General features: G+C 69.2%; 21 protein-coding genes and 1 pseudogene. 3 read left to right on the forward strand and 19 right to left on the reverse strand.

Features of this window, described 5'->3' with window-relative positions:
- The 4 genes and pseudogenes from N4P33_RS08195 to N4P33_RS08210 all read right to left on the reverse strand — a co-directional run.
- A pseudogene (locus N4P33_RS08195) lies at nt 1–756 on the reverse strand (hypothetical protein); the annotation flags it as partial.
- A gap of 194 nt (nt 757–950) precedes the next feature.
- Nucleotides 951–1,364, reverse strand: coding sequence for a DUF6113 family protein (locus tag N4P33_RS08200; RefSeq protein WP_260825653.1), 414 nt, complete (start codon nt 1,362–1,364; stop codon nt 951–953).
- Nucleotides 1,361–2,221: an N-acetyl-1-D-myo-inositol-2-amino-2-deoxy-alpha-D-glucopyranoside deacetylase gene (gene mshB / locus N4P33_RS08205; RefSeq protein WP_260825654.1), complete on the reverse strand. Its 861-nt coding sequence runs from the start codon at nt 2,219–2,221 to the stop codon at nt 1,361–1,363. The genes N4P33_RS08200 and mshB overlap by 4 nt, the downstream gene beginning before the upstream one ends.
- Entirely contained in the window at nt 2,218–2,700 is a 483-nt protein-coding gene (locus N4P33_RS08210) for an ATP-binding protein (protein ID WP_399029013.1), read from the reverse strand. Before N4P33_RS08210 ends, mshB begins: the two co-directional genes overlap by 4 nt.
- A 154-nt stretch (nt 2,701–2,854) precedes the next feature.
- On the opposite strand from N4P33_RS08210, the gene N4P33_RS08215 reads away from it, so the two are divergent.
- Both N4P33_RS08215 and N4P33_RS08220 read left to right on the forward strand, forming a co-directional pair.
- Nucleotides 2,855–3,739 carry a helix-turn-helix transcriptional regulator gene (locus tag N4P33_RS08215; RefSeq protein ID WP_260825655.1) on the forward strand — a complete coding sequence of 295 codons (885 nt, stop codon included), beginning with the start codon at nt 2,855–2,857 and terminating at the stop codon, nt 3,737–3,739.
- Nucleotides 3,736–3,930 carry a DUF397 domain-containing protein gene (locus tag N4P33_RS08220; protein WP_260825656.1) on the forward strand — a complete coding sequence of 65 codons (195 nt, stop codon included), beginning with the start codon at nt 3,736–3,738 and terminating at the stop codon, nt 3,928–3,930. The genes N4P33_RS08215 and N4P33_RS08220 overlap by 4 nt, the downstream gene beginning before the upstream one ends.
- Here the strand turns inward: N4P33_RS08220 and N4P33_RS08225 are convergent.
- Nucleotides 3,920–4,114, reverse strand: a complete 195-nt coding sequence (locus N4P33_RS08225; RefSeq protein WP_030842840.1) for a hypothetical protein — start codon at nt 4,112–4,114, stop codon at nt 3,920–3,922. The genes N4P33_RS08220 and N4P33_RS08225 overlap by 11 nt on opposite strands.
- A gap of 160 nt (nt 4,115–4,274) precedes the next feature.
- On the opposite strand from N4P33_RS08225, the gene N4P33_RS08230 reads away from it, so the two are divergent.
- A complete protein-coding gene (locus N4P33_RS08230) occupies nt 4,275–6,395 on the forward strand; it encodes a prolyl oligopeptidase family serine peptidase (protein WP_260825657.1) in 2,121 nt (706 codons plus the stop codon).
- A 151-nt stretch (nt 6,396–6,546) separates the two neighbouring features.
- Here the strand turns inward: N4P33_RS08230 and N4P33_RS08235 are convergent, their stop codons facing one another.
- From N4P33_RS08235 to N4P33_RS08300, 14 genes are all read right to left on the reverse strand, one after another.
- Nucleotides 6,547–7,599 carry an ABC transporter ATP-binding protein gene (locus N4P33_RS08235; RefSeq protein WP_260825658.1) on the reverse strand — a complete coding sequence of 351 codons (1,053 nt, stop codon included), beginning with the start codon at nt 7,597–7,599 and terminating at the stop codon, nt 6,547–6,549.
- A complete protein-coding gene (locus N4P33_RS08240) occupies nt 7,592–8,569 on the reverse strand; it encodes an ABC transporter ATP-binding protein (protein ID WP_260825659.1) in 978 nt (325 codons plus the stop codon). Before N4P33_RS08240 ends, N4P33_RS08235 begins: the two co-directional genes overlap by 8 nt.
- A gap of 6 nt (nt 8,570–8,575) precedes the next feature.
- Nucleotides 8,576–9,556, reverse strand: a complete 981-nt coding sequence (locus N4P33_RS08245) for an ABC transporter permease (protein ID WP_260825660.1) — start codon at nt 9,554–9,556, stop codon at nt 8,576–8,578.
- Nucleotides 9,549–10,472, reverse strand: a complete 924-nt coding sequence (locus N4P33_RS08250) for an ABC transporter permease (RefSeq protein WP_260825661.1) — start codon at nt 10,470–10,472, stop codon at nt 9,549–9,551. Before N4P33_RS08250 ends, N4P33_RS08245 begins: the two co-directional genes overlap by 8 nt.
- Before the next feature lie 6 nt (nt 10,473–10,478).
- Nucleotides 10,479–12,113, reverse strand: coding sequence for an ABC transporter substrate-binding protein (locus N4P33_RS08255; RefSeq protein ID WP_260825662.1), 1,635 nt, complete (start codon nt 12,111–12,113; stop codon nt 10,479–10,481).
- 153 nt (nt 12,114–12,266) lie between these two features.
- Nucleotides 12,267–12,665, reverse strand: a complete 399-nt coding sequence (locus N4P33_RS08260; protein ID WP_260825663.1) for a VOC family protein — start codon at nt 12,663–12,665, stop codon at nt 12,267–12,269.
- A 31-nt stretch (nt 12,666–12,696) separates the two neighbouring features.
- The gene (locus N4P33_RS08265) at nt 12,697–13,845 is read right to left on the reverse strand and encodes an ABC transporter ATP-binding protein (RefSeq protein WP_260825664.1); all 1,149 of its coding nucleotides are present in this window, start codon (nt 13,843–13,845) and stop codon (nt 12,697–12,699) included.
- Nucleotides 13,838–14,896: an ABC transporter ATP-binding protein gene (locus tag N4P33_RS08270; protein ID WP_260825665.1), complete on the reverse strand. Its 1,059-nt coding sequence runs from the start codon at nt 14,894–14,896 to the stop codon at nt 13,838–13,840. Before N4P33_RS08270 ends, N4P33_RS08265 begins: the two co-directional genes overlap by 8 nt.
- An 11-nt stretch (nt 14,897–14,907) precedes the next feature.
- Nucleotides 14,908–15,861: an ABC transporter permease gene (locus N4P33_RS08275; RefSeq protein WP_260825666.1), complete on the reverse strand. Its 954-nt coding sequence runs from the start codon at nt 15,859–15,861 to the stop codon at nt 14,908–14,910.
- Entirely contained in the window at nt 15,854–16,783 is a 930-nt protein-coding gene (locus N4P33_RS08280; protein WP_260825667.1) for an ABC transporter permease, read from the reverse strand. Before N4P33_RS08280 ends, N4P33_RS08275 begins: the two co-directional genes overlap by 8 nt.
- 138 nt (nt 16,784–16,921) lie before the next feature.
- Nucleotides 16,922–18,538: an ABC transporter substrate-binding protein gene (locus tag N4P33_RS08285; RefSeq protein WP_260825668.1), complete on the reverse strand. Its 1,617-nt coding sequence runs from the start codon at nt 18,536–18,538 to the stop codon at nt 16,922–16,924.
- Nucleotides 18,539–19,171: 633 nt separating this feature from the next.
- A complete protein-coding gene (typA, locus tag N4P33_RS08290; RefSeq protein WP_260825669.1) occupies nt 19,172–21,079 on the reverse strand; it encodes a translational GTPase TypA in 1,908 nt (635 codons plus the stop codon).
- A 144-nt stretch (nt 21,080–21,223) separates the two neighbouring features.
- Nucleotides 21,224–21,898 (reverse strand): hypothetical protein, encoded by a 675-nt coding sequence (locus N4P33_RS08295; protein ID WP_260825670.1) that lies wholly within the window; start codon nt 21,896–21,898, stop codon nt 21,224–21,226.
- Nucleotides 21,899–21,947: 49 nt separating this feature from the next.
- A complete protein-coding gene (locus N4P33_RS08300) occupies nt 21,948–24,203 on the reverse strand; it encodes an ABC transporter family substrate-binding protein (RefSeq protein ID WP_260825671.1) in 2,256 nt (751 codons plus the stop codon).
- Between the last annotated feature and the right edge of the window lie 161 nt (nt 24,204–24,364).

Here is a 24,364-nt window from a genome sequence, read left to right on the forward strand (position 1 = left end):
GGGACCGCCGGTCGCGCCGGGGAGCCCGGAGCCGGGGCGGGCACCCGCGCCGGTGCCTGTGCCGGGTGCGGAACCGTTCGTGCCGCCGGGCCGGGAGCCGCCGGGCACGTTCATGGCACCGACGACGCCACCGGGACGTGCGCCACCAGGTGCACCACCCGCGGGCGCAGCACTGCCGGAACCGGCGGAACCGCCCGCTCCGGCCCCCGAACCACCCGGAGCACTCCCGACATTGGCGGCGGAACCACCCGTACCACCCTTGCCGGCCGGGGACTTGCGGGGCGCGAACCAGTCGCTGGTCGACTTCTCCTCGGCGGACTGCTGCCCGGCCGGGGACGCGCCACCGCCGGACGACGACTGCGTGGACGGACCGGGCTGCGCACCCTGTGCGGACGCAGCGGACGCAGCGGACGAGGCGGGCCGACCGGGCTCGGTGGGGGCGCCGCCGCTGCCGGCGGACGGGCCGGAACCCGGCGCGGCCGCCTCGGCGTCGCTGTCGGCCTTGGCCTTGGCGTTGGTGACGGGCTTGCGCACGACGACCGGCGGGATGGGCCGCGATCCGGGGATGTTGATGCGGATCCGCGTCGTCAGCGTGGTCTCGGTCTTGCGGTCCTCCGGGCGCGGGGCCGTGCGGCCGCCCGCGCCCGTGCCCTCGTCCGGAACCGTCGGGGTCCCGTAGGGCGGGGTGCCCGACGGGTACGCGGCTCCGCCGTGCCCGTTGGGCCCGGAGGACGGAGTGTCAGTTTCACGACTCAAGGCAGGTTCTCCCGGTTGGCTCCGCCGCCCGTCACGACCTCACGGTGGGGGTCCCCCCAACTCGGGCGAAGCCGAGGGCTTGGGGGAGGCTCGGCGGCGCGCACCACCATACTGTCCGCGTCCGGCGGGTATCCCAGGACCGCTGGGGAAACCCGCACAGGACTCGCACCGCCGTCACCCGGCGAAGTGGTACGTCACTTGCCAAGTCGGGCAGGACCGTCGTGGGGTTGCCGCACCGGGGCAAGGGTGGCGCAGATCACAGCAACACCGATGCCGCCGAGCAGGAAGAGATACGAGCCGCTGCCGGCGGCGAACAGGAAATCGCCCTCCGGGCGGCTGGTGGTGAGCAGGATGACGGCGAGCATCCAGCCACCGGCCGCGGAGGCGGCGGCGGCACGGCTGCGCAGGAGGCGGGCCGCCCCCAGACACAGCCCCGCCTCGGCGGCGAGGGCGAGCAGCAGCCCGCCCGGGAACCACCCCGGCTGCACGAGCGCACCGGCCGCGCCGACGACGGCACCGAGGACGAACAGCCCCAGGTAGGCGCCGATCCGCGCGGCGGACGGCGGGCGGATGGGCTGGGCGAGCGCGGACGGACGGTCACCGCTCATGACGCCTCCCCGATCCCGGCGAACAGGTCACTCTCCCGGGTTTCGGGGCGTTCGCCGCGTACCAACTCGTAGTACTCGGTGGTGAAGAGGGGCTGCGCGAGCTCGTTGGAGAGGACGAAGTACGGCTCCGCCACGGTGATCTGCGTGGCATGCGCCCGCATCGCGGCGGCCTTGGCGGCAGCGGCGCGCTCGTCGCCCACGACGGCGGCGGTGATGCGCTCGTCGTCGACGACGCCGGGTACGTCGTCGACGGTGGCCGCCTTGTCGAAGGGCAGGCCGGGCAGGTCGTCCTGGAGCTGGGCGAAGGCCTGCTCGGCGACGGAGCGGGGGACGCGGTTCCAGTAGACCTTGGGGATGCCGTACCCGGCCTCGGCAGCCAGCTCGACGGCCCGCATGGCGACCCGGTGGGCCTGGATGTGGTCGGGATGCCCGTACCCGCCGTTGTCGTCGTAGGTGACGAGAACCTGCGGCCGGACCTCTCGGACGACGTCGGCGAGCAGCGCGGCGGCCTGATCGACGTCCGCCTGCCAGAAGCACCCGGGGTCGTCGTTGTCGGGCAGCCCCATCATCCCGGAGTCGCTGTACCGCCCGGCGCCGCCGAGCAGCCGGACGTCCTCGACCCCGAGGGCCCGCATGGCGTCGCCCAGCTCCCGGAAACGGTGCTGACCGAGGGCGGCGCCGCTCAGATGCGCCAGCTCGGGCGGGATGACCTCCCCCCGCTCACCGAGCGTGCAGGTGACGAGCGTCACATGGACACCCTCGGCGGCGTACCGCGCCATGGTCACGCCGTTGTTGATCGACTCGTCGTCGGGGTGCGCGTGCACCAGCAGCAGACGCCGAGCGGGCAGTTCCGTCATGGGGCCAGCCTACGAGGTGAGCGCTTCCCGCAGTCACGCCGCTCGACGGAGCTCGGTGCGATGTGCAGTTCGGCCCAGACGGTCTTGCGGGGGAAGCGATCCTCGGTCACGCCCCAGCGGTCGGCGAGGGCGTCCACGAGGAGGAGGCCGCGGCCGGATTCCGCGTCGGCGGCGGGGGTTTGGGGTGTGGGACGCCGGTCGCCGCGTGTGTCGGTGACCTCGATGCGGAGCGTGGAGTCGATCACGTAGAGCGTGAGGCGGAAGCTTCGGCCGGGGAGGCGGCCGTGTGTGGCGGCGTTGGCGGCCAGTTCGGCGACGATGTGGCTCGCCTTCTCATCCGGCAGCCCCCAGCTTCGCAGTGCGTCCGTCGCGAGCAGGCGGGCGAGGCGGGCGCCGCGTGGGGTGGACGACAGCAGGATGCTGAAGTTGCGGGCGGCGCTAATGGGTTGGGTTCCGGGCTGGGCGATTTCCTGATTCACGTCACTCAGCGTGGCCGACCGGACGTACCGTGTGGAGTAATCACGGCGATGCGTAGAGTCACCGTCCAGGCTTTGTCCAGCGCTGTCCGGACTGTCGGGACGACTCCTACGGGCAGGTCGTGAGCGTACGGAACGGCACGACGGAGGGGCGCGCATGTCGGTGGACGGCGAGGCCGTGCGGGTCAGGATCGAGACGGAGCAGACGGACGAGCCGGGCTGGGAGGTGGACCCGGACGACGACTGGGCACTGGCCGTAGTGGCCACGGTCGGACGGCAGTTGAGACTCCGTCGGGAGGCGGCGGGGCTGCGGGTCGGCGAGTTCGCGGTGGCGATCGGCTACGGCGAGGACCTCGTCTACAAGATCGAGAGCGGCAAGCGGATCCCCCGGCCCGAGTACCTGGACAAGGCGGACGAGGTGTTGGGCGCGGAGGGTCTCGTCGCGGCGATGAAGGAGGACGTCAAGAAGGTCCGGTACCCGAAGAAGGTGCGGGACTTGGCGCAGATGGAGGCTCGGGCGGTGGAGATGCAGCTCTACGATCCCTTGAACGTCCATGGGTTGCTGCAGACACCTGATTACGCACGCGGGCTGCTCCTCATGCGGCGCCCGGCTTACTCGGAGGAGGAGGTCGAGCGCTACATCTCCGCACGGGTGGCCCGCAAGGCTGTCTTCGAACGGGACCCTGCGCCTGAACTCAGCTTCGTCCTGGAGGAGTGGACCCTGCGACGCCCGTTGGGCGGGAAGGCGCTGCTGCGCCAGCAACTGAACCACCTGCTGGAGATCGGGCAGTTGCGGAGCGTCGAGCTGCAAGTGATGCCCATGGACCGGGATGAGCACGCCGGTCTGGCAGGCGGCATCGAGGTGCTGAAGTTCGAGGACGGTTCGATGGTGGGGCGCTCGCCGGCCGTCAGCAACGGCCGCCCGGTCTCTGAGCCCAGGCAGCTCCGTATCCTGGAACTGCGGTATGGCATCATCCGGGCGCAGGCGCTCACACCACGTGAGTCAAGGGCCTTCATCGAGCAACTGCTGGGGGAGACATGAGCCGCAAGACTGAGCTGGCGTGGTTCAAGAGCAGCTACAGCAGCAGCAGTGAGGGCGACTCCTGCGTGGAAGTAGCCGCCGAACCCGGCACGGTCCACGTCCGTGACTCGAAGAACGCCGACCTTGGTCCCCAGCTGGCCCTCGCTCCAGGCGCCTGGGCAGATTTCGTGACCGGCATGCTCAGAACTTGATGCTGCCGATCATGCCCGCGATGTTCGTCGTCAGTTCGTTGATCGTCGGGGCGACGGTGGAGGACGCGAGGTAGAAGCCGAGGAGCATGCAGACGATCGCGTGGCCGGCTTTCAGGCCCGACTTCTTGATCAGCAGGAAGACGATGATCGCCAGCAGCACCACCGCCGAAATCGAGAGTGCCACGGCGGCTCACCTCCAAGAGTCCAAGACGTGGGGGCAGATAAATCCACTCCGGTGCCAGCAGGTTCATACCCACTATGCGCTAGCGATCATAACTATTCGTACGTGCGCATCGATCGGCGCACAGCCGCACAAGGGGGCGCATGGCCAATATGGTCAGGGCATGACGACCGAGACCGACTCCTTCCCCCGACGGCACGCCCGTACCCAGCGCTTCACGCTCGGCGCGCCGCGTTCGTTCACCGTGGCGCCCGACGGCTCCCGTGTCGTGTTCCTGCGCTCCGCCTCCGGTACGGACCGGGCGAACGCCCTGTGGGTCCTCGACACGGAGGAGGGCACGGAGCGCATCGCGGCCGACCCGCGCGCCCTCCTCGGCGGCAGCGAGGAGCACCTCTCCCCCGAGGAGCGGGCCCGGCGTGAGCGCAGCCGTGAGGGGGGCGCCGGCATCGTCTCCTACGCCACCGACGCGGCCGTCGAGTTGGCCTCTTTCGCCTTGTCAGGGCGGCTTTTCACGGCCGAGCTGCGGGCCGGTACCGCACGCGAACTGCCCGTCGCCGGGCCGGTGATCGACCCCCGCCCCTCCCCCGACGGACGGCACATCGCCTACGTCGTCGGCGGCGCCCTGCGCGTCGTCGGCGCGGAGGGGGCGGACGACCGCGCACTCGCCGCCCCCGACGGCGACCACGTCACGTACGGGATGGCCGAGTTCATCGCCGCCGAGGAGATGGGGCGCTCACGGGGCTTCTGGTGGTCACCGGAGTCGGACCGGTTGCTCGTGGCGCGCGTGGACGACACGCCGGTGGAGCGGTGGTGGATCTCCGATCCGGCGCATCCCGAGCAGGAGCCGAGCCGGGTCGCCTATCCCGCCGCCGGGACCGCCAACGCGGAGGTACGGCTGTTCGTGATCGGGCTCGACGGGGTGCGGACGGAGGTCTCCTGGGACCGGGCGCGGTACCCGTATCTCGCGCGAGTGCACTGGTCACAGGCGGGTGCCCCGCTGCTGCTCGTCCAGGCGCGCGATCAGCGCAGCCAGCTGATCCTGGCCGTGGACCCGGACACCGGGGCGACCCGGATGGTGCACGCGGACGAAGATCCGACTTGGCTTGATCTTTTCCCCGGTGTTCCCTGCTGGAGCCCCTCCGGGCAGCTGGTGCGGATCACCGACGAAGGGGGCGCACGGCGCCTCGCGGTGGGCGAACGACCGCTCACCGGGCCCCAGTTGCATCTCCGTGCCGTCCTCGACGTCTCCGACGACGACGTGCTGGTCTCGGCGTCGGCGGGCGAGGAGGCGGCCGAGCCGGAGATCGGCGAGGTGCACGTGTACCGGGTGAACGAGCTGGGCGTGGAGCGCGTCTCCCAGGAGCCCGGTGTGCACTCGGCGGTGCGGGCCGGGGACGTCACCGTGCTGGTGTCCGCGACACCGGATCAGCCAGGTTCGCGGGTGCGCGTCCTGCGTGACGGGAAACCGACCGCGACTGTCCCCTCGTACGCCGAAGACCCCGGTATGTCCCCCCGCGTGACCCTGACCCACGGGGGCGCACGCCGCATCCCGTGCGCCGTGCTGATGCCCCGGGACTACGCCGGTGACGGCCCGCTGCCCGTGCTCATGGATCCGTACGGCGGGCCCCACGGGCCCCGGGTGCTGGCCGCGCACAATCCCCATCTCACCTCGCAGTGGTTCGCCGACCAGGGCTTCGCGGTGGTCGTCGCCGACGGGCGCGGCACGCCGGGGCGCTCCCCCGGCTGGGAGAAGGCCGTCCACCACGACTTCACGCTGTCCCTGGACGATCAGGTCGAGGCGCTGCACGACCTCGCGACGTCCCACCCCCTCGACCTCTCGCGGGTCGCCATCCGCGGCTGGTCCTACGGCGGTTACCTCGCCGCGCTCGCCGTGCTGCGCCGGCCCGACGTGTTCCACGCCGGGATCGCCGGCGCCCCCGTGACGGACTGGCGGCTGTACGACACCCACTACACCGAGCGGTATCTCGGCGACCCGGGCGCGCATCCGGAGACGTACGCGAAGAGTTCGCTGGTCACGGAGGACGGCCTGTCCGGCCCCGCCCAGCCGCACCGGCCGCTGATGATCGTGCACGGGCTCGCCGACGACAACGTGGTCGTCGCGCACGCCCTGCGGCTGTCCTCCGCGCTGCTGGCCGCCGGGCGGCCGCACGAGGTGCTGCCGCTGTCGGGGGTCACGCACATGACCCCGCAGGAGCAGGTCGCGGAGAATCTGCTGCTGCTCCAGGTGGACTTCCTGAAGCGCTCCCTGGGGCTCACCGGCTGAGCACATGGCAGCGGGCCGGGACCCCCACAGGGACCCGGCCCGCTTACGGCACCCGCACGGCCGTACGCTGTTCAGCCTCCCGTGTCCGTATATCGGAACCGAGTCCGTGAAGTTGCGCGCGTGTTAACGCAGTTGGGGTACAAATGTGCGGCTATGCGAGGGGCTCCTCGGGCGGCACGACCTGCTTCTCCTCCGCGAAATGGCACGCCGAGGCGTGAGCCGCCGGACCGCCCCGCGCACCGAACTCCGCCGGGACCGCCAGCGCCGGAACCTCCACCGCGCACTTCTCCCGCACCTTCCAGCAGCGCGTACGGAAGCGGCAGCCGGAGGGGATGTTCGTCGGGGACGGCACGTCGCCGCTGAGGATGATCCGCTCGCGGTGTTCACGCGCCTCGGGGTCGGGGACCGGGACGGCGGACAGGAGGGCCTGGGTGTAGGGGTGGGTCGGGTGGTCGTAGATCTCGGTGTCCGTGCCGATCTCGACAATCCGGCCCAGGTACATCACCCCCACCCGGTCCGAGATGTGCCGGACGATCGACAGGTCGTGCGCGATGAAGAGGTACGAGAGGTCGAACTCCGACTGGAGGCGGTCCATGAGGTTGATGACCTGGGCCTGCACGGAGACGTCCAGCGCCGAGACCGGCTCGTCGGCGACGATCACCTCGGGGCGCAGCGCCAACCCGCGCGCGATGCCGATCCGTTGACGCTGGCCGCCGGAGAACTGGTGCGGGTAGCGGTTGATGTACTCGGGGTTGAGGCCGACCACGTCCAGCAGGTCCTGGACCTTCCTGCGCCGGTCGCCCTTCGGCGCCACCTCGGGGTGGATGTCGTACGGCTCCCCGATGATGTCGCCCACCGTCATCCGGGGGTTGAGGGAGGTGTACGGGTCCTGGAACACCATCTGGATGTTCCGGCGGACCGCCTTCAGCGCCCTGCCCGACAGCCGCGTGATGTCCTCGCCCTTGTAGAGGATCGACCCCGCCGTCGGCCGCTCCAGATGGACCAGCATCTTCGCGACCGTCGACTTGCCGCAGCCGGACTCGCCGACGATGCCCAGGGTCTCGCCCCGGGCGAGCGTGAAGTCCACGCCGTCGACGGCCTTCACGGCGCCGACCTGCTTCTTGAAGACGATGCCCTGGGTCAGCGGGTAGTGCTTGACCAGGCCGCGCACCTCGAGAATCGGCTCGGCACTCGGCTCACCCATCCAGGCACTCCCTCCAGAAGTGGCAGGCGCTCCCCCGCGCCCCGGAGACCTCGTACAGCGGCGGTTCGTCGGTGCGGCACACGTCCCGGGCGAGCGGGCAGCGGGGGTGGAAGGCGCAGCCGGGCGGGATGTGCATGAGGTTCGGCGGCAGGCCCTTGATGGCGTAGAGCTGCTGGCCCTTCTGGTCGAGGCGGGGGATGGAGTCCAGCAGGCCGCGCGTGTAGGGGTGGGCCGGGGCCTTGTAGATGTCGTGCACGGGGGCGGATTCGACGATCCGGCCCGCGTACATCACCGCGATGCGGTCGGCGACGTCCGCGACCACGCCCAGGTCGTGGGTGATGAGGATGAGGCCCATGTGGTACTCGCGTTGCAGCTCCGCGAGGAGGTCCATGACCTGGGCCTGGACGGTGACGTCGAGGGCGGTGGTGGGTTCGTCGGCGATGATCAGGGCGGGTTCGAGGGCGAGGGCCATCGCGATCATGATGCGCTGGCGCATGCCGCCGGAGAACTGGTGCGGGTACTGCTTCACCCGCTCCCGGGCGGCGGGGATGCGGACGCGGTCCATCAGCTCGACCGCCTTCGTCCGGGCGTCCTTGCGGGACATGCCCCGGTGGACGACGAACATCTCGCCGAGCTGGTCGCCCACGGAGATCACCGGGTTCAGGGACGACAGCGCGTCCTGGAAGATCATCGCCATCTCGGCACCCCGGACCCTGCGGCGCTCCTCCTCCTCCTTGAGCTTGAGCAGGTCCCGGCCCTGGAACAGCACCTCGCCGCCGGTGATCCGGCCGGGCGGCATGTCGAGGATGCCCATGATCGCCTGGGCGGTGACGGACTTTCCGGAGCCGGACTCGCCGAGCACGGCGAGGGTCTCGCCCGCGTCGACGCCGTAGCTGACGCCGTTGACGGCCCTGGCGACGCCGTCCCGGGTGTGGAACTCCACGTGCAGATCACGCACTTCGAGCAGCACGCCGGCTCACCTCAGCTTCGGGTCGAGGGCGTCGCGCACGGCGTCGCCGAGCATGATGAACGCCAGGACGGTGATCGCGAGGGCGCCCGAGGGCCACAGCAGGGCGTGCGGGGCGTTGCGCACGTAGGGCGAGGCGGCGGAGATGTCGATGCCCCAGGAGACGCTGGGCGGCTTCAGTCCGACGCCGAGGTAGGACAGCGTGGCCTCCAGGGCGATGTACGTGCCGAGCGCGATGGTGGCGACGACGATGACCGGGGCGATCGCGTTGGGCGCGATGTGCCGCAGCAGCAGCCGGGAGTTGGAGGCGCCGAGGGCGCGGGCGGCCTGGACGTAGTCGTTCTGCTTGGCGGTGATGACCGAGCCGCGGGCGATGCGGGAGAGCTGGGGCCAGCCGAGCAGCACGATGAAGCCGATGACGGGCCAGACGGTGTTGCTGGTGATGACGGACAGCAGCACCAGGCCGCCGAGGACGACGGGGATGGCGAAGAAGACGTCGGTGATGCGGGACAGGATGGAGTCCCACACCCCGCCGAAGAACCCGGCGAGCGCGCCGAGGACGCTGCCGAAAACGGCGACGCCCAGCGTGGCCAGCACGCCCACCGCCACCGACGTGCGGGCGCCGTACACCGTCCGCGTGTACACGTCGCAGCCCTGGCCGTTGAAGCCGAAGGGATGGCCGGCCTGGGAGCCCTCCTGGGCCTTGGACAGGTCGCACTTCAGGGGGCTGCCGGAGGCGATGAGGGAGGGCCACAGGGAGATGACGATCAGGAAGAGGATCACCAGGGCCGAGATGATGAAGACGGGGTTGCGGCGCAGGTCGCGCCAGGCGTCCGACCACAGGGAGCGGGGCTTGCCCTCGGGTCCGGTGCCGTCGGGGCCGCTCGGCTTCTTCTCCAGGGTCTCGGCCTCGTCCACGCCCAGGTCCATGGTGCCGCCCATGCCGGTGCCCGCGATGGCTTGATCGGGATCGTAGTGCTGGTCAGGCATAGCGGATCCTCGGGTCGAGTACGGCGTACAGCAGGTCGACGACGAGATTGCAGACCAGGAAGACCAGCACGAGGACGGTGACGAAGCCGACCACGGTCTGGGTGTTCTGCCGCAGGATGCCCTGGTAGAGCTGGTAGCCGACGCCGTGGATGTTGAAGATCCGCTCGGTGACGATGGCGCCGCCCATGAGGAAGCCGATGTCGGCGCCGATGAAGGTGACCACCGGGATGAGGGAGTTGCGCAGCAGGTGCCGGGTGATGACCCGGTGCCGGGGCAGGCCCTTGGCGACGGCGGTGCGGACGTAGTCGGAGCGGCGGTTCTCGGCGATGGAGGTGCGGGTCAGCCGGGTGACGTAGGCGAGGGAGACGGAGGCCAGGACCAGTCCGGGCAGGATCAGCTCGTCGAAGGGGGCCTCCGGGGAGACCGAGGGGCGGATCCAGCCCCACTTCACGCCGAGCAGCAGTTGCAGCAGCAGGCCGGTGACGAAGGTGGGGACGGAGATGACGACGAGGGTGAGCAGCAGGACGGAGGTGTCGATCGGGCGGCCCCGGCGCAGTCCGGTGACCACGCCGAGGGTGATGCCGATGACGATCTCGAAGAGGATGGCGACGAGGGTGAGCCGGATGGTGACGGGGAACGCCGTCGCCATCAGCTCGGTGACCTCCTGGCCGTTGAACGCCGTCCCGAAGTCGCCGGTGAAGACGTTCCCCATGTAGGTCAGGTACTGCTGCCAGACCGGCTTGTCGAGGCCGAACTCCGCTCGGAGCTGGGCGGCCGTCGCCGGGTCGCACTGCCGCTCACCGCACAGTCCGGCGATGGGGTCGCCCATCACGTTGACCATGAGGAAGATCAGCAGCGTGGCCCCGATGAACACCGGGATCATCTGGAGCAGCCGCCGCAGGACGTAGCGCCCCATGGCGGCTCAGCTCACCTTGATCTGGTCGTACACGGGGACGCTGAACGGGTTGAGCTTCACGTCGGAGAGCCGCTCCGACCAGCCCGCGCTGCCGTTCTGGTACCACAGCGGGATGGCGGCCATGTTGTCGCGGACGACCTCCTCGGCCTGCTGGAACAGGTCGATGGCCTTGGCGTTGTCGGTCTCCTGGTTGGCGCGGTCGACGAGGTCGTCGAACTCCTTGTTGGACCACTTGCCGTCGTTGGAGGAGGCGTTGGTGTAGTAGAGCGGCTGGAGGAAGTTCTGGATGAGGGGGTAGTCCATCTGCCAGCCGGCGCGGAACGGGCCGCTCATCTTCCGCTGGGTGATCTGGTTGCGGAAGTCGGCGAAGGTGCCGACGGGGTTGCCGGTGCAGGCGCGTTCGTTGTCGAGGGCGTTGTTGATGGAGTTGCAGACGGCGTCGACCCAGTCCTTGTGGGAGCCGGTGTCGGCGTTGTAGGTGATGGTGATGCGCCCGCCGGGCAGGCCGCCGCCCTCGCGGATCAGCTTCTTCGCCTCGTCCGCGTTGTATTCGCAGGCGTCGCCGCACAGGCCGTCCTGGAAGCCGCCGTCCTCGCCGAGGACCGGGGAGGTCCAGTCGGTGGCGGGGGTGCGGGTCTTCTGGAAGATGGTCTCGGTGATCTGGTCGCGGTCGATCGCGCGGGACAGGCCGGTGCGGACCTTCTCCATGCCGGGCTTGTTCCAGGCCTCGTCGTAGAACGGGAAGGCGAGGGTCTGGATGATGCCGGCGGGGGTGTTGAGGTAGCGGTCGCCGAGGTCGTTGCCGACGTTCTTCAGCTGGGAGGCGGGGACGTCGTCGACGAGGTCGAGGTTGCCGGCCAGCAGGTCGGTGTAGGCGGTGTTGTTGTCGGTGTAGACCTTGAGGTCGACGCCGCCGTTCTGGGCCTTGTCCTCGCCGGGGTAGTCGTCCCACTTGCGCAGGGACATCTGGGAGCCCTTGGCGTAGGAGTCGACGAGGTAGGGGCCGTTGCCGACGGGCTTGGCGATCCAGGCGTCGTGGTCGTCGAAGAAGGCGCGGGGCAGGGGGGCGTAGGCGTTGTAGCCGAGGGTGTCGGGGAAGGTCGAGAACTTCTGCGTGAGCTTGACGGTGAAGGTGCGGTCGTCGACGACCTTCAGTCCGGAGAGCGTGTCGGCGGTCTGCTTGCTGCCGTCCTCGGGGTGGACCTTGTCGTAGCCCTCGATGTAGCCGAAGAAGTAGGCGTTGCGCTGGTTGTTCTTCAGGCTGGCGCCGTAGTTCCAGGCGTCGACGAAGGACTGGGCGGTGACCTTCTCGCCGTTGCTGAAGGTCCAGCCGTCCTTGATCTTGATGGTGAAGTTCTGCGAGTCGGACGTCTCGATGCTCTCGGCGAGCATGTCCTCGGCGGCGCCGGTCTCCGGGTGGTAGCGCTTGAGCCCGCGGAAGATCATGTCGAGGACCTTGCCGCCCTGCACCTCGTTGGTGTTGGCGGGCTCCAGCGGGTTCTGCGGGTCACCCCAGGAGGCACTCAGCACGGCCCCGGCGTCCGCACTCCCGCCACCGCCGTCCCCGCCTCCGCAGGCGGTCGCCGCGAGAGCTACGGCCACCGCACCGACGACCCACCTGGCGTGCGTGGCTCCACGCATGGAGTGCCTCCTCGTCCGTGCACCTGTCGAACCCTGTCGATCCCTGAGGGTTCAATATCAGGGCAAAGGGTGCGTATCGCGGGCGTGCGACGCGGGGGCGGGGTGGATTACGGGGTGGACTCCCACCATATGTACGTATCGCAGCCCAGCGAGTCAGCTCGACGGCGGCTCGTCACCCGCAACCAGCTCGACCTCGAATCCGTCGGAGTCGGCGAGATAGGCCGCGTAGTGCGCCCGGCCTCCGGCGTACGGGTGACGATCGGGAAAGAGGAGGCTCCAGCCGTGCGCGGGCGCCTCCGAGACGAGTTCGTCGACCGCCGCACGGCTCCCGGCGTGGAAGGCCAGATGGTTGAGGCCGGGCCTCATCCGGTCGTGCTCCGAGCCTTTCAGGGCGGGTGACCGCTCGATCACGAGGTACGTCGCGCCCAGCCGCCAGCTGCGGCCGTGCTCCCACTCCTGGTACGGCGTCCAGCCCAGGCGGCCGAGGAGCCACCCCCACGCGCGGACCGCGGACGGCAGTTCGGGAACCCAGAGTTCGACGTGATGCAGCATCGCTTCCTTCCGGGGGATGGGCGTATGGGGGTTACGCCGCGTGGACCACGTCCTTCTCCTCGGCGAAGTGGCAGGCCGATTCGTGGGCCGCCGGGGAGTCCGAGCCCTTGAAGCGCTCGGGGACGGCCAGCAGGGGCACCTCCTCGGCGCACTTGTCCTGGGCCTTCCAGCAGCGGGTGCGGAAGCGGCAGCCGGAGGGCGGGTTGGCCGGGGACGGGACGTCGCCGGTGAGGATGATGCGCTCGCGGTGGTCGCGGGCCTCGGGGTCGGGGACCGGGACGGCGGAGAGCAGCGCCTGGGTGTACGGGTGGGTCGGGTGGTCGTAGATCTGGGTGTCGGTCCCAATCTCGGCCATCTTGCCCAGGTACATCACACCGACACGGTCGGAGATGTGACGGACGATCGACAGGTCGTGGGCGATGAAGATGTAGGAGAGGTTGAACTCCTCCTGCAGCTTCTCCATCAGGTTGATGACCTGCGCCTGGACGGAGACGTCCAGCGCCGAGACCGGCTCGTCGCAGATGATGATCTCCGGGTTGAGCGCGAGGCCGCGGGCGATGCCGATGCGCTGGCGCTGACCGCCGGAGAACTGGTGCGGGTAGCGGTTGATGTACTCGGGGTTCAGGCCGACGACGTCCAGGAGCTCCTGGACGCGCTTGCGGCGGTCGCCCTTCGGGGCCACCTCGGGGTGGATGTCGAACGGCTCCCCGATGATGTCGCCCACCGTCATCCGCGGGTTGAGGGAGGTGTAGGGGTCCTGGAACACCATCTGGATGTTCCGGCGGACCGCCTTCAGCGCACGCCCGGACAGCTTGGTGATGTCCTGGCCCTTGTAGAAGACCTCGCCCGCCGTGGCGCTCTCCAGCATCATCAGCAGCTTCGCGACGGTGGACTTGCCGCAGCCGGACTCGCCCACGATGCCGAGGGTCTCGCCCTGGTACAGGTCGAAGCTGATCCCGTCGACGGCCTTGACCGCGCCGACCTGCCTCTTGAAGAGGATGCCCTGGGTCAGCGGGAAGTGCTTGACCAGGTTGCGCACCTGCAGGATCGGCTCACCCCGCTCGACGGGGGCCTCGATCGCGGCGACCGCCTCCGACTCGGTGGCGGCGTCCACCGTCTCGACCTCGGAGACGTTCGGGGTGGCGTCCGCCGGCTCGTTGCTCTTGCTCAGCTCAGCCATGGATCGTCTCCTTCCAGAAGTGGCACGCGCTGCCGCGGCCGACCAGCTCGCCGCCGTCCCGCTCGGTCACCGGGTGCAGTGCCGGGATGTCCGTGCGGCAGATGTCCTGGGCCATCGGGCAGCGCGGGTTGAACGCGCAACCGCTCGGGATCCGCGTCAGGTTGGGCGGCAGCCCCTTGATCGCGTACAGCTCCTGGCCCTTCTGGTCCAGGCGCGGGATGGAGTCGAGCAGACCCCTGGTGTACGGGTGGGCCGGGCGCTTGTACAGCTCGTGCACGGGCGCGGTCTCGACGATACGGCCCGCGTACATCACGGCGATCTTGTCCGCGACGTCGGCGACGACACCGAGGTCGTGGGTGATCAGGATCAGACCCATGTTGTACTCGCGCTGCAACTCCGCGAGCAGGTCCATGACCTGGGCCTGGACCGTCACGTCGAGCGCCGTGGTGGGCTCGTCCGCGATGATCAGGTCCGGCTCCAGGGCGAGCGCCATGGCGATCATGATGCGCTGGCGCATACCGCCGGAGAACTGGTGGGGGTAGTCGTCGACCCGCGCCGCGGCGGCGGGGATCTTGACCTTGTCCATCAGCTCGATGGCCTTGGCCTTGGCCTCCTTCTTGGACAGGCCCAGGTGCACACGGAACATCTCGCCGAGCTGGTAGCCCACGGAGAGCACCGGGTTGAGCGAGGAGAGCGCGTCCTGGAAGATCATCGCGATCTTCCGGCCACGGATCTTGCGCCGCTCGTCGCCGGACATCCTGAGCATGTCCTGCCCGCGGAAGAAGATCTCCCCCTTGGGGATACGACCGGGCGGCATGTCCAGGATGCCCATGATCGCCTGCGCGGTCACGGACTTGCCGGAGCCCGACTCGCCGAGGACCGCGAGGGTCTCGCCGGCGCTGACGGTGTAGTTGACGCCGTTGACGGCCTTGGCGACGCCGTCACGCGTCTTGAACTCCACGTGCAGGTCCCGGACTTCGAGCAGCGGTCCGGTGAAGTCGTCCGAGCCGTCGAGGCCGAGGACGCTCGACGTCTTGTCGATGGTGGTCACGTACGCCTCCCTCAGCGCAGCTTGGGGTCGAGGGCGTTGCGTACCGCATCGCCGAACATCAGGAACGAGAGCACCGTGATCGACACCATCACCGAGGGGATGATCAGAGTGTGCGGAGCGATACGGAGCTGCTCACGTCCTCGCGCCACGTCGCCGCCCCAGGACACGGCGGTGTCGCCGAGACCGACTCCCAGGAACGACAGGGTCGCTTCGGCCGCGATGTAACCGCCGAGGGCGATGGTCGCCACGACGATGATGGGCGCGAGCGCGTTGGGCAGGATGTGGCGGAACAGGATCCGGGACGTCGAGGCACCGAGCGCCTTGGCCGCCACCACGTAGTCGGCCTGCTTGATGGTGATCACTGCGCCGCGGGCCACGCGGGCGATCTGGGTCCAGCCGAGGAAGGCGAGGGCCAGGATCACCACGATGACGGTGCGGTCGGTGAAGGAGTTCAGCACGACCAGGGCGCCGAGCAGGAACGGGATGCCCAGGAAGATGTCGGTCAGCCGGGACAGCAGGGTGTCGGTCCAGCCGCCGAAGTATCCGGCGATCATGCCGATGATCGTGCCGAGGACGGTGACGCAGATGGTCACGCCGACACCGACGGAGATCGACGCGCGGGCACCGTAGACCACGCGGGCGTAGATGGAGCGGCCCTGGACGTCGTAGCCGAGCCAGTCGGGGGCGAAGAAGTGACCCCAGTTCGGCTTGCCCAGATAGTGCTTGGCCAGGTCGGCGTCGCGCGGCGAGGCGCTGGTGAACAGGCCCGGCCAGATCGACATCACCAGCAGGAACACGATCAGCACGGCCGATATCAGGAACAGCGGGTTGCGCCGCAGATCGTGCCAGGCGTCGGACCAGAGGCTGCGCGCCTTGGCCGGAGCGGGACCGGCGTCCGTGGCGGCAACGGCGGGCATCGGCTCGCCGGTCGCGGTCGCGACCTTCACGGCGGTCTTGTCAGGCATACCGGATCCTCGGGTCCAGGACCGCGTAAAGCAGGTCGACGATCAAGCTGGCGGCGAGGTAGATGAGCACCATGAGGGAGGCGATGCCGACGACGGTCGCGCCCTCACGCCGGCTGAGCGCCTCGTAGATCTCCACGCCGATACCGCGCACGTTGAAGATGCCCTCGGTCACGATGGCACCCGTCATCAGGTTGCCGACCTCGATACCGAGGAAGGTGACCACCGGGATCAGCGAGTTGCGCATCAGGTGCACACCGACGATGCGGCGGCGGGGAAGCCCCTTGGCCACCGCGGTGCGCATGTAGTCCGCGCGCAGGTTCTCCGCGATCGAGGTGCGGGTCAGCCGGGCGACGTACGCGAGCGACAGCGACGCCAGCACGATCGCGGGAAGCATGAGTTGGGAGAAGTCCGTCGAGTCGGTGACCGTGGGTGTGGTGACCGACCACTTGAACGCGAGCAGGTACTGCAGCAGGAAGCCCAGCACGAAGGACGGCATCGAGACGAGCACCAGCGTCAGGGTGAGCAGTCCGCGGTCGCGCAGCGTGTCGGGCTTCAGGCCCGCGACGATGCCGAGGCCGATGCCCACGAGCGAGACGAAGGTGAAGGCGAAGATCGTCAGCCGGATCGTCACCGGGAACGCGTCCGCGATGATGTCCGCGATCGGTCTCTGGCTGGCGATCTGGGTGCCGAAGTCACCCTGGAGCAGTCCGGCCATGTAGTTCACGTACTGCTGGATGAGCGACTGGTCGAGACCGAGTTCCTTCTTGATGTTCGCGACCACCGTCGGGTCGTACGCCTGATCCCCCATCATCGCCCGGACGGGGTCGCCGGGCAGGGCGTACATCATGCAGAAGATGATCAGGGTTGACCCGATGAACACCGGGATCATCTGGAGCAGTCGTCGTGCGACATAGCGCCCCATAGGTGCCTCCGTGAGGGGTTACTGCAGGTGCGGGGGCCGCCCCCCTGATCCAGGGTGCGGCCCCGTGCAACCTCCCACCGCCGCCTCGCGGCGGCGGTGGGTCAACGGCCGAGTTGGGGATGAGGCCCGAGGGCTCGACTACTTCGTGGTGACGGCCCAGACCTCGAGGTCACCGTGGAAGTCGACGTTGACGTTGTCGACGTTCTTACCGTGACCACCGTTGATGCGGTAGTACCAGAGCGGGATGGCCGGCATGTGCTCGACCAGCTTCTTCTCGACCTCCTGGAAGGCCTTGACCGACTCGTCGAGGGTCTTGGCCTTGTCCGCCTCGTTCATCATCTTGTCGATCTCCTTGTTGGAGAAGCGACCGTTGTTGGCCTCGGCGGTGGAGTGGTAGAGCTCCTTCATGAAGTTGGCGTTGACCGGGTAGTCGGCGACCCAGCCACCGCGGTACATGCCCTTCACCTGGTCGTTGTCACGGGCCTCGAGGTCCGTGGCGAAGTCCGGCTTCGGGTCGCCGACGCAGTCGACGCCGGTGGCCTTGCGGATGGACTCGCAGACCGCGGTCACCCACTCCTTGTGCCCACCGTCGGTGTTGTACTGCACGGTGAACTTGTTGCCCGGAACGCCGCCGCCCTCCTTGATGAGCTGCTTGGCCTTCTCCGGGTTGTAGGTGAACACGTCCGTGTCCAGGTCCTGGTTGCCCTTGACGCCGGGCGGGGTGAAGCCCTTGGCCGGCGTGCGGGTGCCGTTCAGGACCGTCTTGGTGATCGTCTCGCGGTCGATCGCCATGGACAGACCCTGCAGGACCTTCGGGTCGATGTCCTTGAAGGTCTTGGAGTAGAACGCCGGGGTCAGCGTCTGGATGGCCGCGTACGGCTGCTCGATGGCGCCGTCGCCCAGGTCCTGCTTGTACTTCGGCAGGTCCGTCGGGCCGACCTGGCGGATCATGTCCAGGTTGCCGGAGACGACGTCCTTGTAGGCGGCCTCGAGCGTCGTGTAGGCCTTGAACTGGACGCCCTTGTTCTTCGCCTTGTTCGGGCCCTTGTAGTCGTCCCAGGCCTTGACCTGGATCAGCTTCTTGTGGTCCCACTTCTCGAAGGTGTAGGGACCGTTGCCGACCGGCTTCTGGCCGAAGGCCTTCGGGTCGTCGTAGAAGACCTTGGGCAGCGGGGCCCAGGTGGTGTAGCCGAGCTTGTAGTTGAAGTACGGCATCGTGTACTTCAGCTCGATCGTGAAGGTGTGGTCGTCCACGATCTTCAGGCCGGACATGGTGTCGGCCTTCGGGTCGCCCTTCTCCGGGTGGACATCGTCGTAGCCCTTGATGTCCTGGAACCAGAAGGAGTTCTGCTGGTTGTTCTTGATGTTGGCGTACCAGTTCCACGCGTCGACGTACGACTTGGCCGTGACGTCCTCGCCGTTGTGGAACTTCCAGCCCTTCTTGAGCTTCACGGTCCAGGTCTTGGAGTCCGTGCTCTCGACCGACTCGGCGTTCGTGTAGACGATGTTGCCGTCGGCGTCGAAGTCCAGCAGCTGGGTGAACAGGGACTGGATGACGTACGAGCCGTTGCTCTCGTTGGTGTCGGCCGGGATCAGCGGCCGCTGCGGCTCGCCGACGTCGATGGAGACGTAGCCGGCAGGGCCGGAACCCTTGTTCGCCTTGTCGCCGTCACCGCTTCCCCCACCACAGGCGGTCGCGCCCAGCGCCACAACCGCGGCTATCGCGACCCACTTGGCGCTCTTGGCACCGCGCATGGGTTCCTCCTCATGAGTCCATTGGTTCACCGCAAAGAAGAGCACACGACATGTCGCCGCCCACCGCCCGTCGCCGGTGTCGGAGATCGTCAGGTGCCCCCGCGCTCGTGAGTCGGCGCCGACAGCGCGTGACCCGTTCGTCCGAGCTCTACGCGCCTAACTATCTGCCATGCGCCAGGACCGAACCACACCCTCGAGGTCTCGGTTCGATCACAGCTCGGGCCTACATCTTCCAAAATCCGGACAAAGGGTTTGGTGAAAGATCCCTGCGAAACGGACTTGTTACACATCTATCGGGGGTGGGCGTCCGTATACCGGACGTCCGGATGAGAAAAACCGATTGCGCGTAACCTGACCGCCGTGCAGGGTGCCCGCAGGGGCTGTCGCGTGCTCAGCGCACGTGGCCGGCAAGGCCGTTGGCCATAGGGACCGCGAACCTGTTTTCTGCCGGCCGTACGGGCGCTTTGCTTCGGAGCAGGGTAGTGCGGAACGGGCCCTCGGACGGCACATCGCCGGGAGATCGAGGGTTATCCCTACCCTCCGGTTCCCAGCGGGCTTCCCCCGGGCACACATGCAAACGGCACCGGGCGCCCCTCCGTGCGAGGGGCGCCCGGTGCCGTCGTGCGGTGTGGGTCAGGCGTGCTTGGCGCGGCTGGCGGCGCGGGCGCGCTCGCGCTGGTCCAGGACCACCTTGCGGATGCGGACCGCCTCCGGGGTCACCTCGACGCACTCGTCGTCGCGGCAGAACTCCAGGGACTGCTCCAGGGAGAGCTTGCGCGGCGGGACGATGGACTCGGTCACGTCGGCGGTCGAGGACCGCATGTTGGTGAGCTTCTTCTCCTTGGTGATGTTGACGTCCATGTCGTCGGAGCGGGAGTTCTCCCCGACGATCATGCCCTCGTACACCTCGGTGCCGGGCTCGACGAACAGCACGCCGCGCTCCTGGAGGTTGGTCATGGCGAACGCCGTGACCGCGCCGGAGCGGTCGGCCACCAGGGAGCCGTTGTTACGGGTCGTCAGCGTCCCGAACCAGGGCTCGTGCCCCTCGTGGATGGAGTGGGCGATGCCCGTGCCCCGGGTCTGCGTCAGGAACTCCGTCCGGAAGCCGATGAGTCCGCGCGAGGGCACGACGAACTCCATGCGCACCCAGCCGGAGCCGTGGTTGGACATGTTGTCCATCCGGCCCTTGCGGACACCCATGAGCTGCGTCACAGCGCCCATGTGCTCCTCGGGCACGTCGATTGTCATGCGCTCGACGGGCTCGTAGACCTTGCCGTCGACCTCCTTGGTGACGACCTGCGGCTTGCCGACGGTGAGCTCGTAGCCCTCGCGGCGCATGGTCTCGACCAGGATGGCGAGCGCCAGCTCACCACGGCCCTGGACCTCCCAGGCGTCCGGGCGGTCGGTCTCCAGGACGCGGAGGCTGACGTTACCGATCAGCTCGCGGTCCAGGCGGTCCTTGACCTGGCGGGCGGTGACCTTGCGGTCCTTGACCGCCGCCTTCGCGTCGGCGCCCTTGCCGGTGCCGCCGCGGCCGACCAGCGGGGAGGTGTTGGTGCCGATGGTCATGGAGATCGCCGGCTCGTCCACCGTGATCAGCGGGAGCGGCACCGGGTTCTCCGGGTCGGCCAGCGTCTCGCCGATCATGATGTCGGGGATACCGGCGACGGCGCAGATGTCACCCGGGCCGGCCTTCTCGGCGGGCTTGCGGGTCAGCGCCTCGGTCATCATCAGCTCGGAGATCCGCACATTGGTGACGGACCCGTCGCGCTTCATCCACGCGACGGTCTGCCCCTTCTTCAGCTCGCCCTGGTGCACGCGGAGCAGCGCGATACGGCCGAGGAAGTTGTCGGCGTCCAGGTTCGTCACGTGCGCCTGGAGCGGGGCGTCCTCGTCGTAGGAGGGGGCGGGGATCGTGTCCAGGATCGTGGAGAAGAACGGCTCCAGGCTGTCGGAGTCCGCCGGGACCGTGCCGTCCTGCGGCTTGGTCAGCGAGGCGATGCCGTCACGGCCGCAGGCGTAGACGATCGGGAACTCGATCTGGTCCTCGTCGGCGTCCAGGTCCAGGAACAGGTCGTAGGTCTCGTTGACGACCTCGTCGATCCGGGAGTCCGGGCGGTCCGTCTTGTTGATGCACAGGATGATCGGCAGCCGCTGCTGGAGCGCCTTGCGCAGCACGAAGCGGGTCTGCGGCAGCGGGCCCTCGGAGGCGTCGACGAGCAGCACGACGCCGTCGACCATGGACAGACCGCGCTCGACCTCGCCGCCGAAGTCGGCGTGGCCGGGGGTGTCGATGATGTTGATGGTGATCGGGTCCCCGCCGCCCTTGGGGTGATACTTCACCGCCGTGTTCTTGGCGAGGATCGTGATCCCCTTCTCACGCTCCAGGTCGTTGGAGTCCATCATGCGGTCGTCGACCTGGTCGAGCTGGTGCGCGGCGAAGGCGCCGGCCTGCTTGAGCATGCCGTCGACGATGGTGGTCTTGCCGTGGTCGACGTGGGCGACGATGGCGACGTTGCGGATGTCGTGGCGCGTGGCCATAAGCTGCCGTACTCCCGGAGTGGTGAGGAATGCCTCGCGCGAACGCCTGCGGTGCGCGGGCCCTGCCGGGCTGAACACGCCACGGCCTCACCCCATGGTACGGGGCCGCGAGGGCTACGCCGTGCTGGGATACGTTGGTGCAGCTCAGGCCGCCTTCGCGGCGGCGGAACCGGCGGGGCATGACCGCTGGGCGGCCTGGCGGGCGAGGTCCGAGTCGTCGACGCTCTCACCGCAGTCGAGGACGCCGCCGATGTCGACCTGCCAGCTCCGTGCGTGACCGGTGGTGGTCTTCCCGCCCGGGCACACATAACGGAACGCGCCCGCAACCTCCCTCACCCCGGCGTACTGCACGATGTCTCCGGCACCCTCGACGGCGGTGACGCTCTTGCCGAGGGCCGGGGCCTGGGCGTGCACGTCGGTGAAGCTCCATGTCTCGCCGTCCGCCTCCGCCAGGGTGCGGGCCTCGGACTCGATCACGCCGGTCTTCTTGCCCAGCGAGAAGAGGACCTCCGCCGCTGAGACGCCCGGTCCCTCGGCTCGCACCGACGGACGCGGGGCATACACCCGCCTCAGCGGCTCCGTCAGCTTCGCCCCGCCCCGGCCCACCCGCTGCCGCGCGGCGACACCGGTCAGCTTCTCCGTCTTCTTGACGCCGGACCAGGTGAACGTGCCGTCCGCGCACGCTCGCACCGCGGCCTTGTCGCGCTGGCTGCCGCTGCGGGGCGCATCGGTCTTTTCGCCCGTGCAGGCGGCGAGCGCAGCGGCCAGTGTCAGTGTGGCCGCTGCCGCGGCGCAGGTTCGTCGGGTCCTGCTGTGCATGGTGAGTCCTCCCCCGTGTGCGGGCCTGGTCGGTGCCCGCACCGTGACATTAGTCCGTGGGGGATGGTTGCGTGTTGTCCTTCTGACCGGATTGCGGCCCCTCGGCGCCCTTCTTCAAGAAGCCCATGTCCTCATAGACCGGTGTGCGGAAGCCGAAGGCGCCCGTGTTGGCGAGGTGTTTGCGGGACGCGACGAGCTGGGGGCGCTGGAAGAGGGGGATGGAGCCGGCTGCCGCCCAGATGCGGGAGTCGGCCTTGCGGAGCAGGGCGTTGCGTTCGGAGTCGTTCAGGGTCGTCATCGCCTGGTCGAAGAGCTGGTCCACCTGGTCGGTGCCGACCCGCGTGTAGTTCTGCTCGACGTTCAGCGAGCCGTCTGCCGCCGGGACCGGCTTGGCGTAGACCGGGCGGGCGTCCGTCGCCGGGTACGCCGTGGCCGGCCACGAGTACAGGGCCAGGTCGTACTCGCCCGCCGCGATGTGGTCCTTGAAGTAGCTCTCGTCGTCGACCTTGGAGATGTCCGTCCCGATGCCGATCTTCTCCAGCATCCGCGCGATGCGCTCGGCCACCGTGCGCAGCGTGTCCGAGCCGGGCCCGTCCGGGACGACGAAGCGCAGGGTGAGGGCCTTGCCGTTCTTGGCGAGCGGCGCGGTCTCGGCGTTGGCGGGAGCCGCGGTGCCCTTGGGGGCGTAGGCGCCGGGCGGGCTGCCCTGCTTGCGCTGCGCCGCACCGTCGTGGGCCCACTGTCCCTCGCCGTCCAGCAGGGCGGACCCGCGGGGCGCCTTGCCGTCGTCGCCGCTCTCCTCCTCGTCCTCGCCGACGATGTACGTACCGTCGTCGACGCCCGAGGAGTCGTCCGACTCGTCCGACTCGTCCGACTCCTCCGACGAGTCCTCCGAGCCCGCCGCCCGTTCGCCGTCCTCCTTCTCCCCCTTCTCGCCCTTCTTCTTCACCGGCCCACCCGGCACCCACCCCGCGTCCGCCAGCAGTGCCCGTGCCTCCGCCACGTCCTGCTCGCCGAGCGCCCCGCTGTTGTCGGCGTAGGCGGCCTGCCCGGACAGGGCGAGGTGGCTGCCGACCGGCTTCGTGGGCAGGCCGAGGGGCTTCAGGACCGCCTCGGCCAGATCCTCCCGGTCCAGCGCGCGGGCCACCGCGCGGCGGACCCGCTCGTCGGCCAGCGGACCCTCGGCCCCGTTGAGGGCGAGCTGCGTGTACGCCGGTTCCAGCGACTTGCGGACCTCGTACCCGGCGAGTGCCTTCTGCTCGCGGGCGTACTCCGCCGCCGCCTCGCCGCGCTCCTCACGGGCGGAGGTCTCCTCGTCGGCGGCCTCCTCGTCGGAGCCGTGGGCGATCGCCCAGGAGCGCAGGGCGTCGGCGGCGGAGGACTTGTGGTCGCCGGGGCCCATCAGGGGGCCGTTCCCGGACTTCGGCCGTGCGGCCACGGTGGTCCGGCGGGCGGCGGTGGGGTCGATCTCGGCCAGGTCGATGTCGCCCTCGGTGAGCGCGGTGATCCGCTCGTCGCGGGGCACCTCCCGCAGCACGATCTTCTTCAGCCGGGCCGGGTCGCCCCACCAGCGGGCGTTGCGGGTGAGGGTCACCTCGTCGTCGTCCCGGTCGACCTTCTTCACCTTGAAAGGACCGGCGCTGATCTTCAGCTTCGTGCGGGCCCCGTCGTTGAAGGCGTCCGGGGTGCCCATGACCTCCTTCGGGTACAGGGGCGTGAACAGCGACTTCCAGTCGGCGTAGGGGCGGCTGAAGGTGACCTTGACCTCGAGGTCGCCCTTGCCGCGCTCGATCTTCTCGATGCGGTCGTAGCCGGCGTTGCGGGCGGTCCAGTAGGCGGTGTCCTTGCCGGACAGGGCGCGCCACTGGGCGGCGAAGTCGGCGGCGCCGATCTCGCGGCCGTCGCTCCAGACGGCCTGCTGGCTGAGCTTGTACAGGACGACCTGCTTGGGCTCGGTGTCGACGACCTCCGCGGACTCCAGGTAGTCGGCGTTGCGTACCGGCCGGCCGCGGCTGTCCATCGTGTACATCGACGGCAGGACCGCCTGGGCGATCTTGGTGGTGGTGGCGTCGGCGTCCGCCTGGAAGGTGTTCAGGGTGTCGGGGACGGTGTCCACGGCCCAGCGCAGGGTGCCGCCGTCGGCGATGTTCGCGCGGGCGGCGCGCTGGATGTCCGGTCCGGCCAGCGGCTTGCCCGCGGGGTCCTCTGAGCCGCATCCGGCCAGCGCGGTCACCGCGAGCGCGCCCGCGGTCAGGAAGGCGACCGAGCGCGTGACCGCGCGCGGTCCGACGCCGTCGTGGGACATCTCTGGTTACCTCCGGGAAGCCGCGGGCGTTACGATCACTTTTGGTGGTATTTGGAGCTCATCTGATGTATGCGGCCACTGAAGAGGAAAGGGTTCGGCAACCGAGAGCGACACGGCGGCCACGGGCGGGAAGCCCACCCGTGCGGCGCAACGCACCGTGC

The organism is Streptomyces sp. 15-116A (assembly GCF_025290915.1).
In the GTDB taxonomy this organism is placed as follows: domain Bacteria; phylum Actinomycetota; class Actinomycetes; order Streptomycetales; family Streptomycetaceae; genus Streptomyces.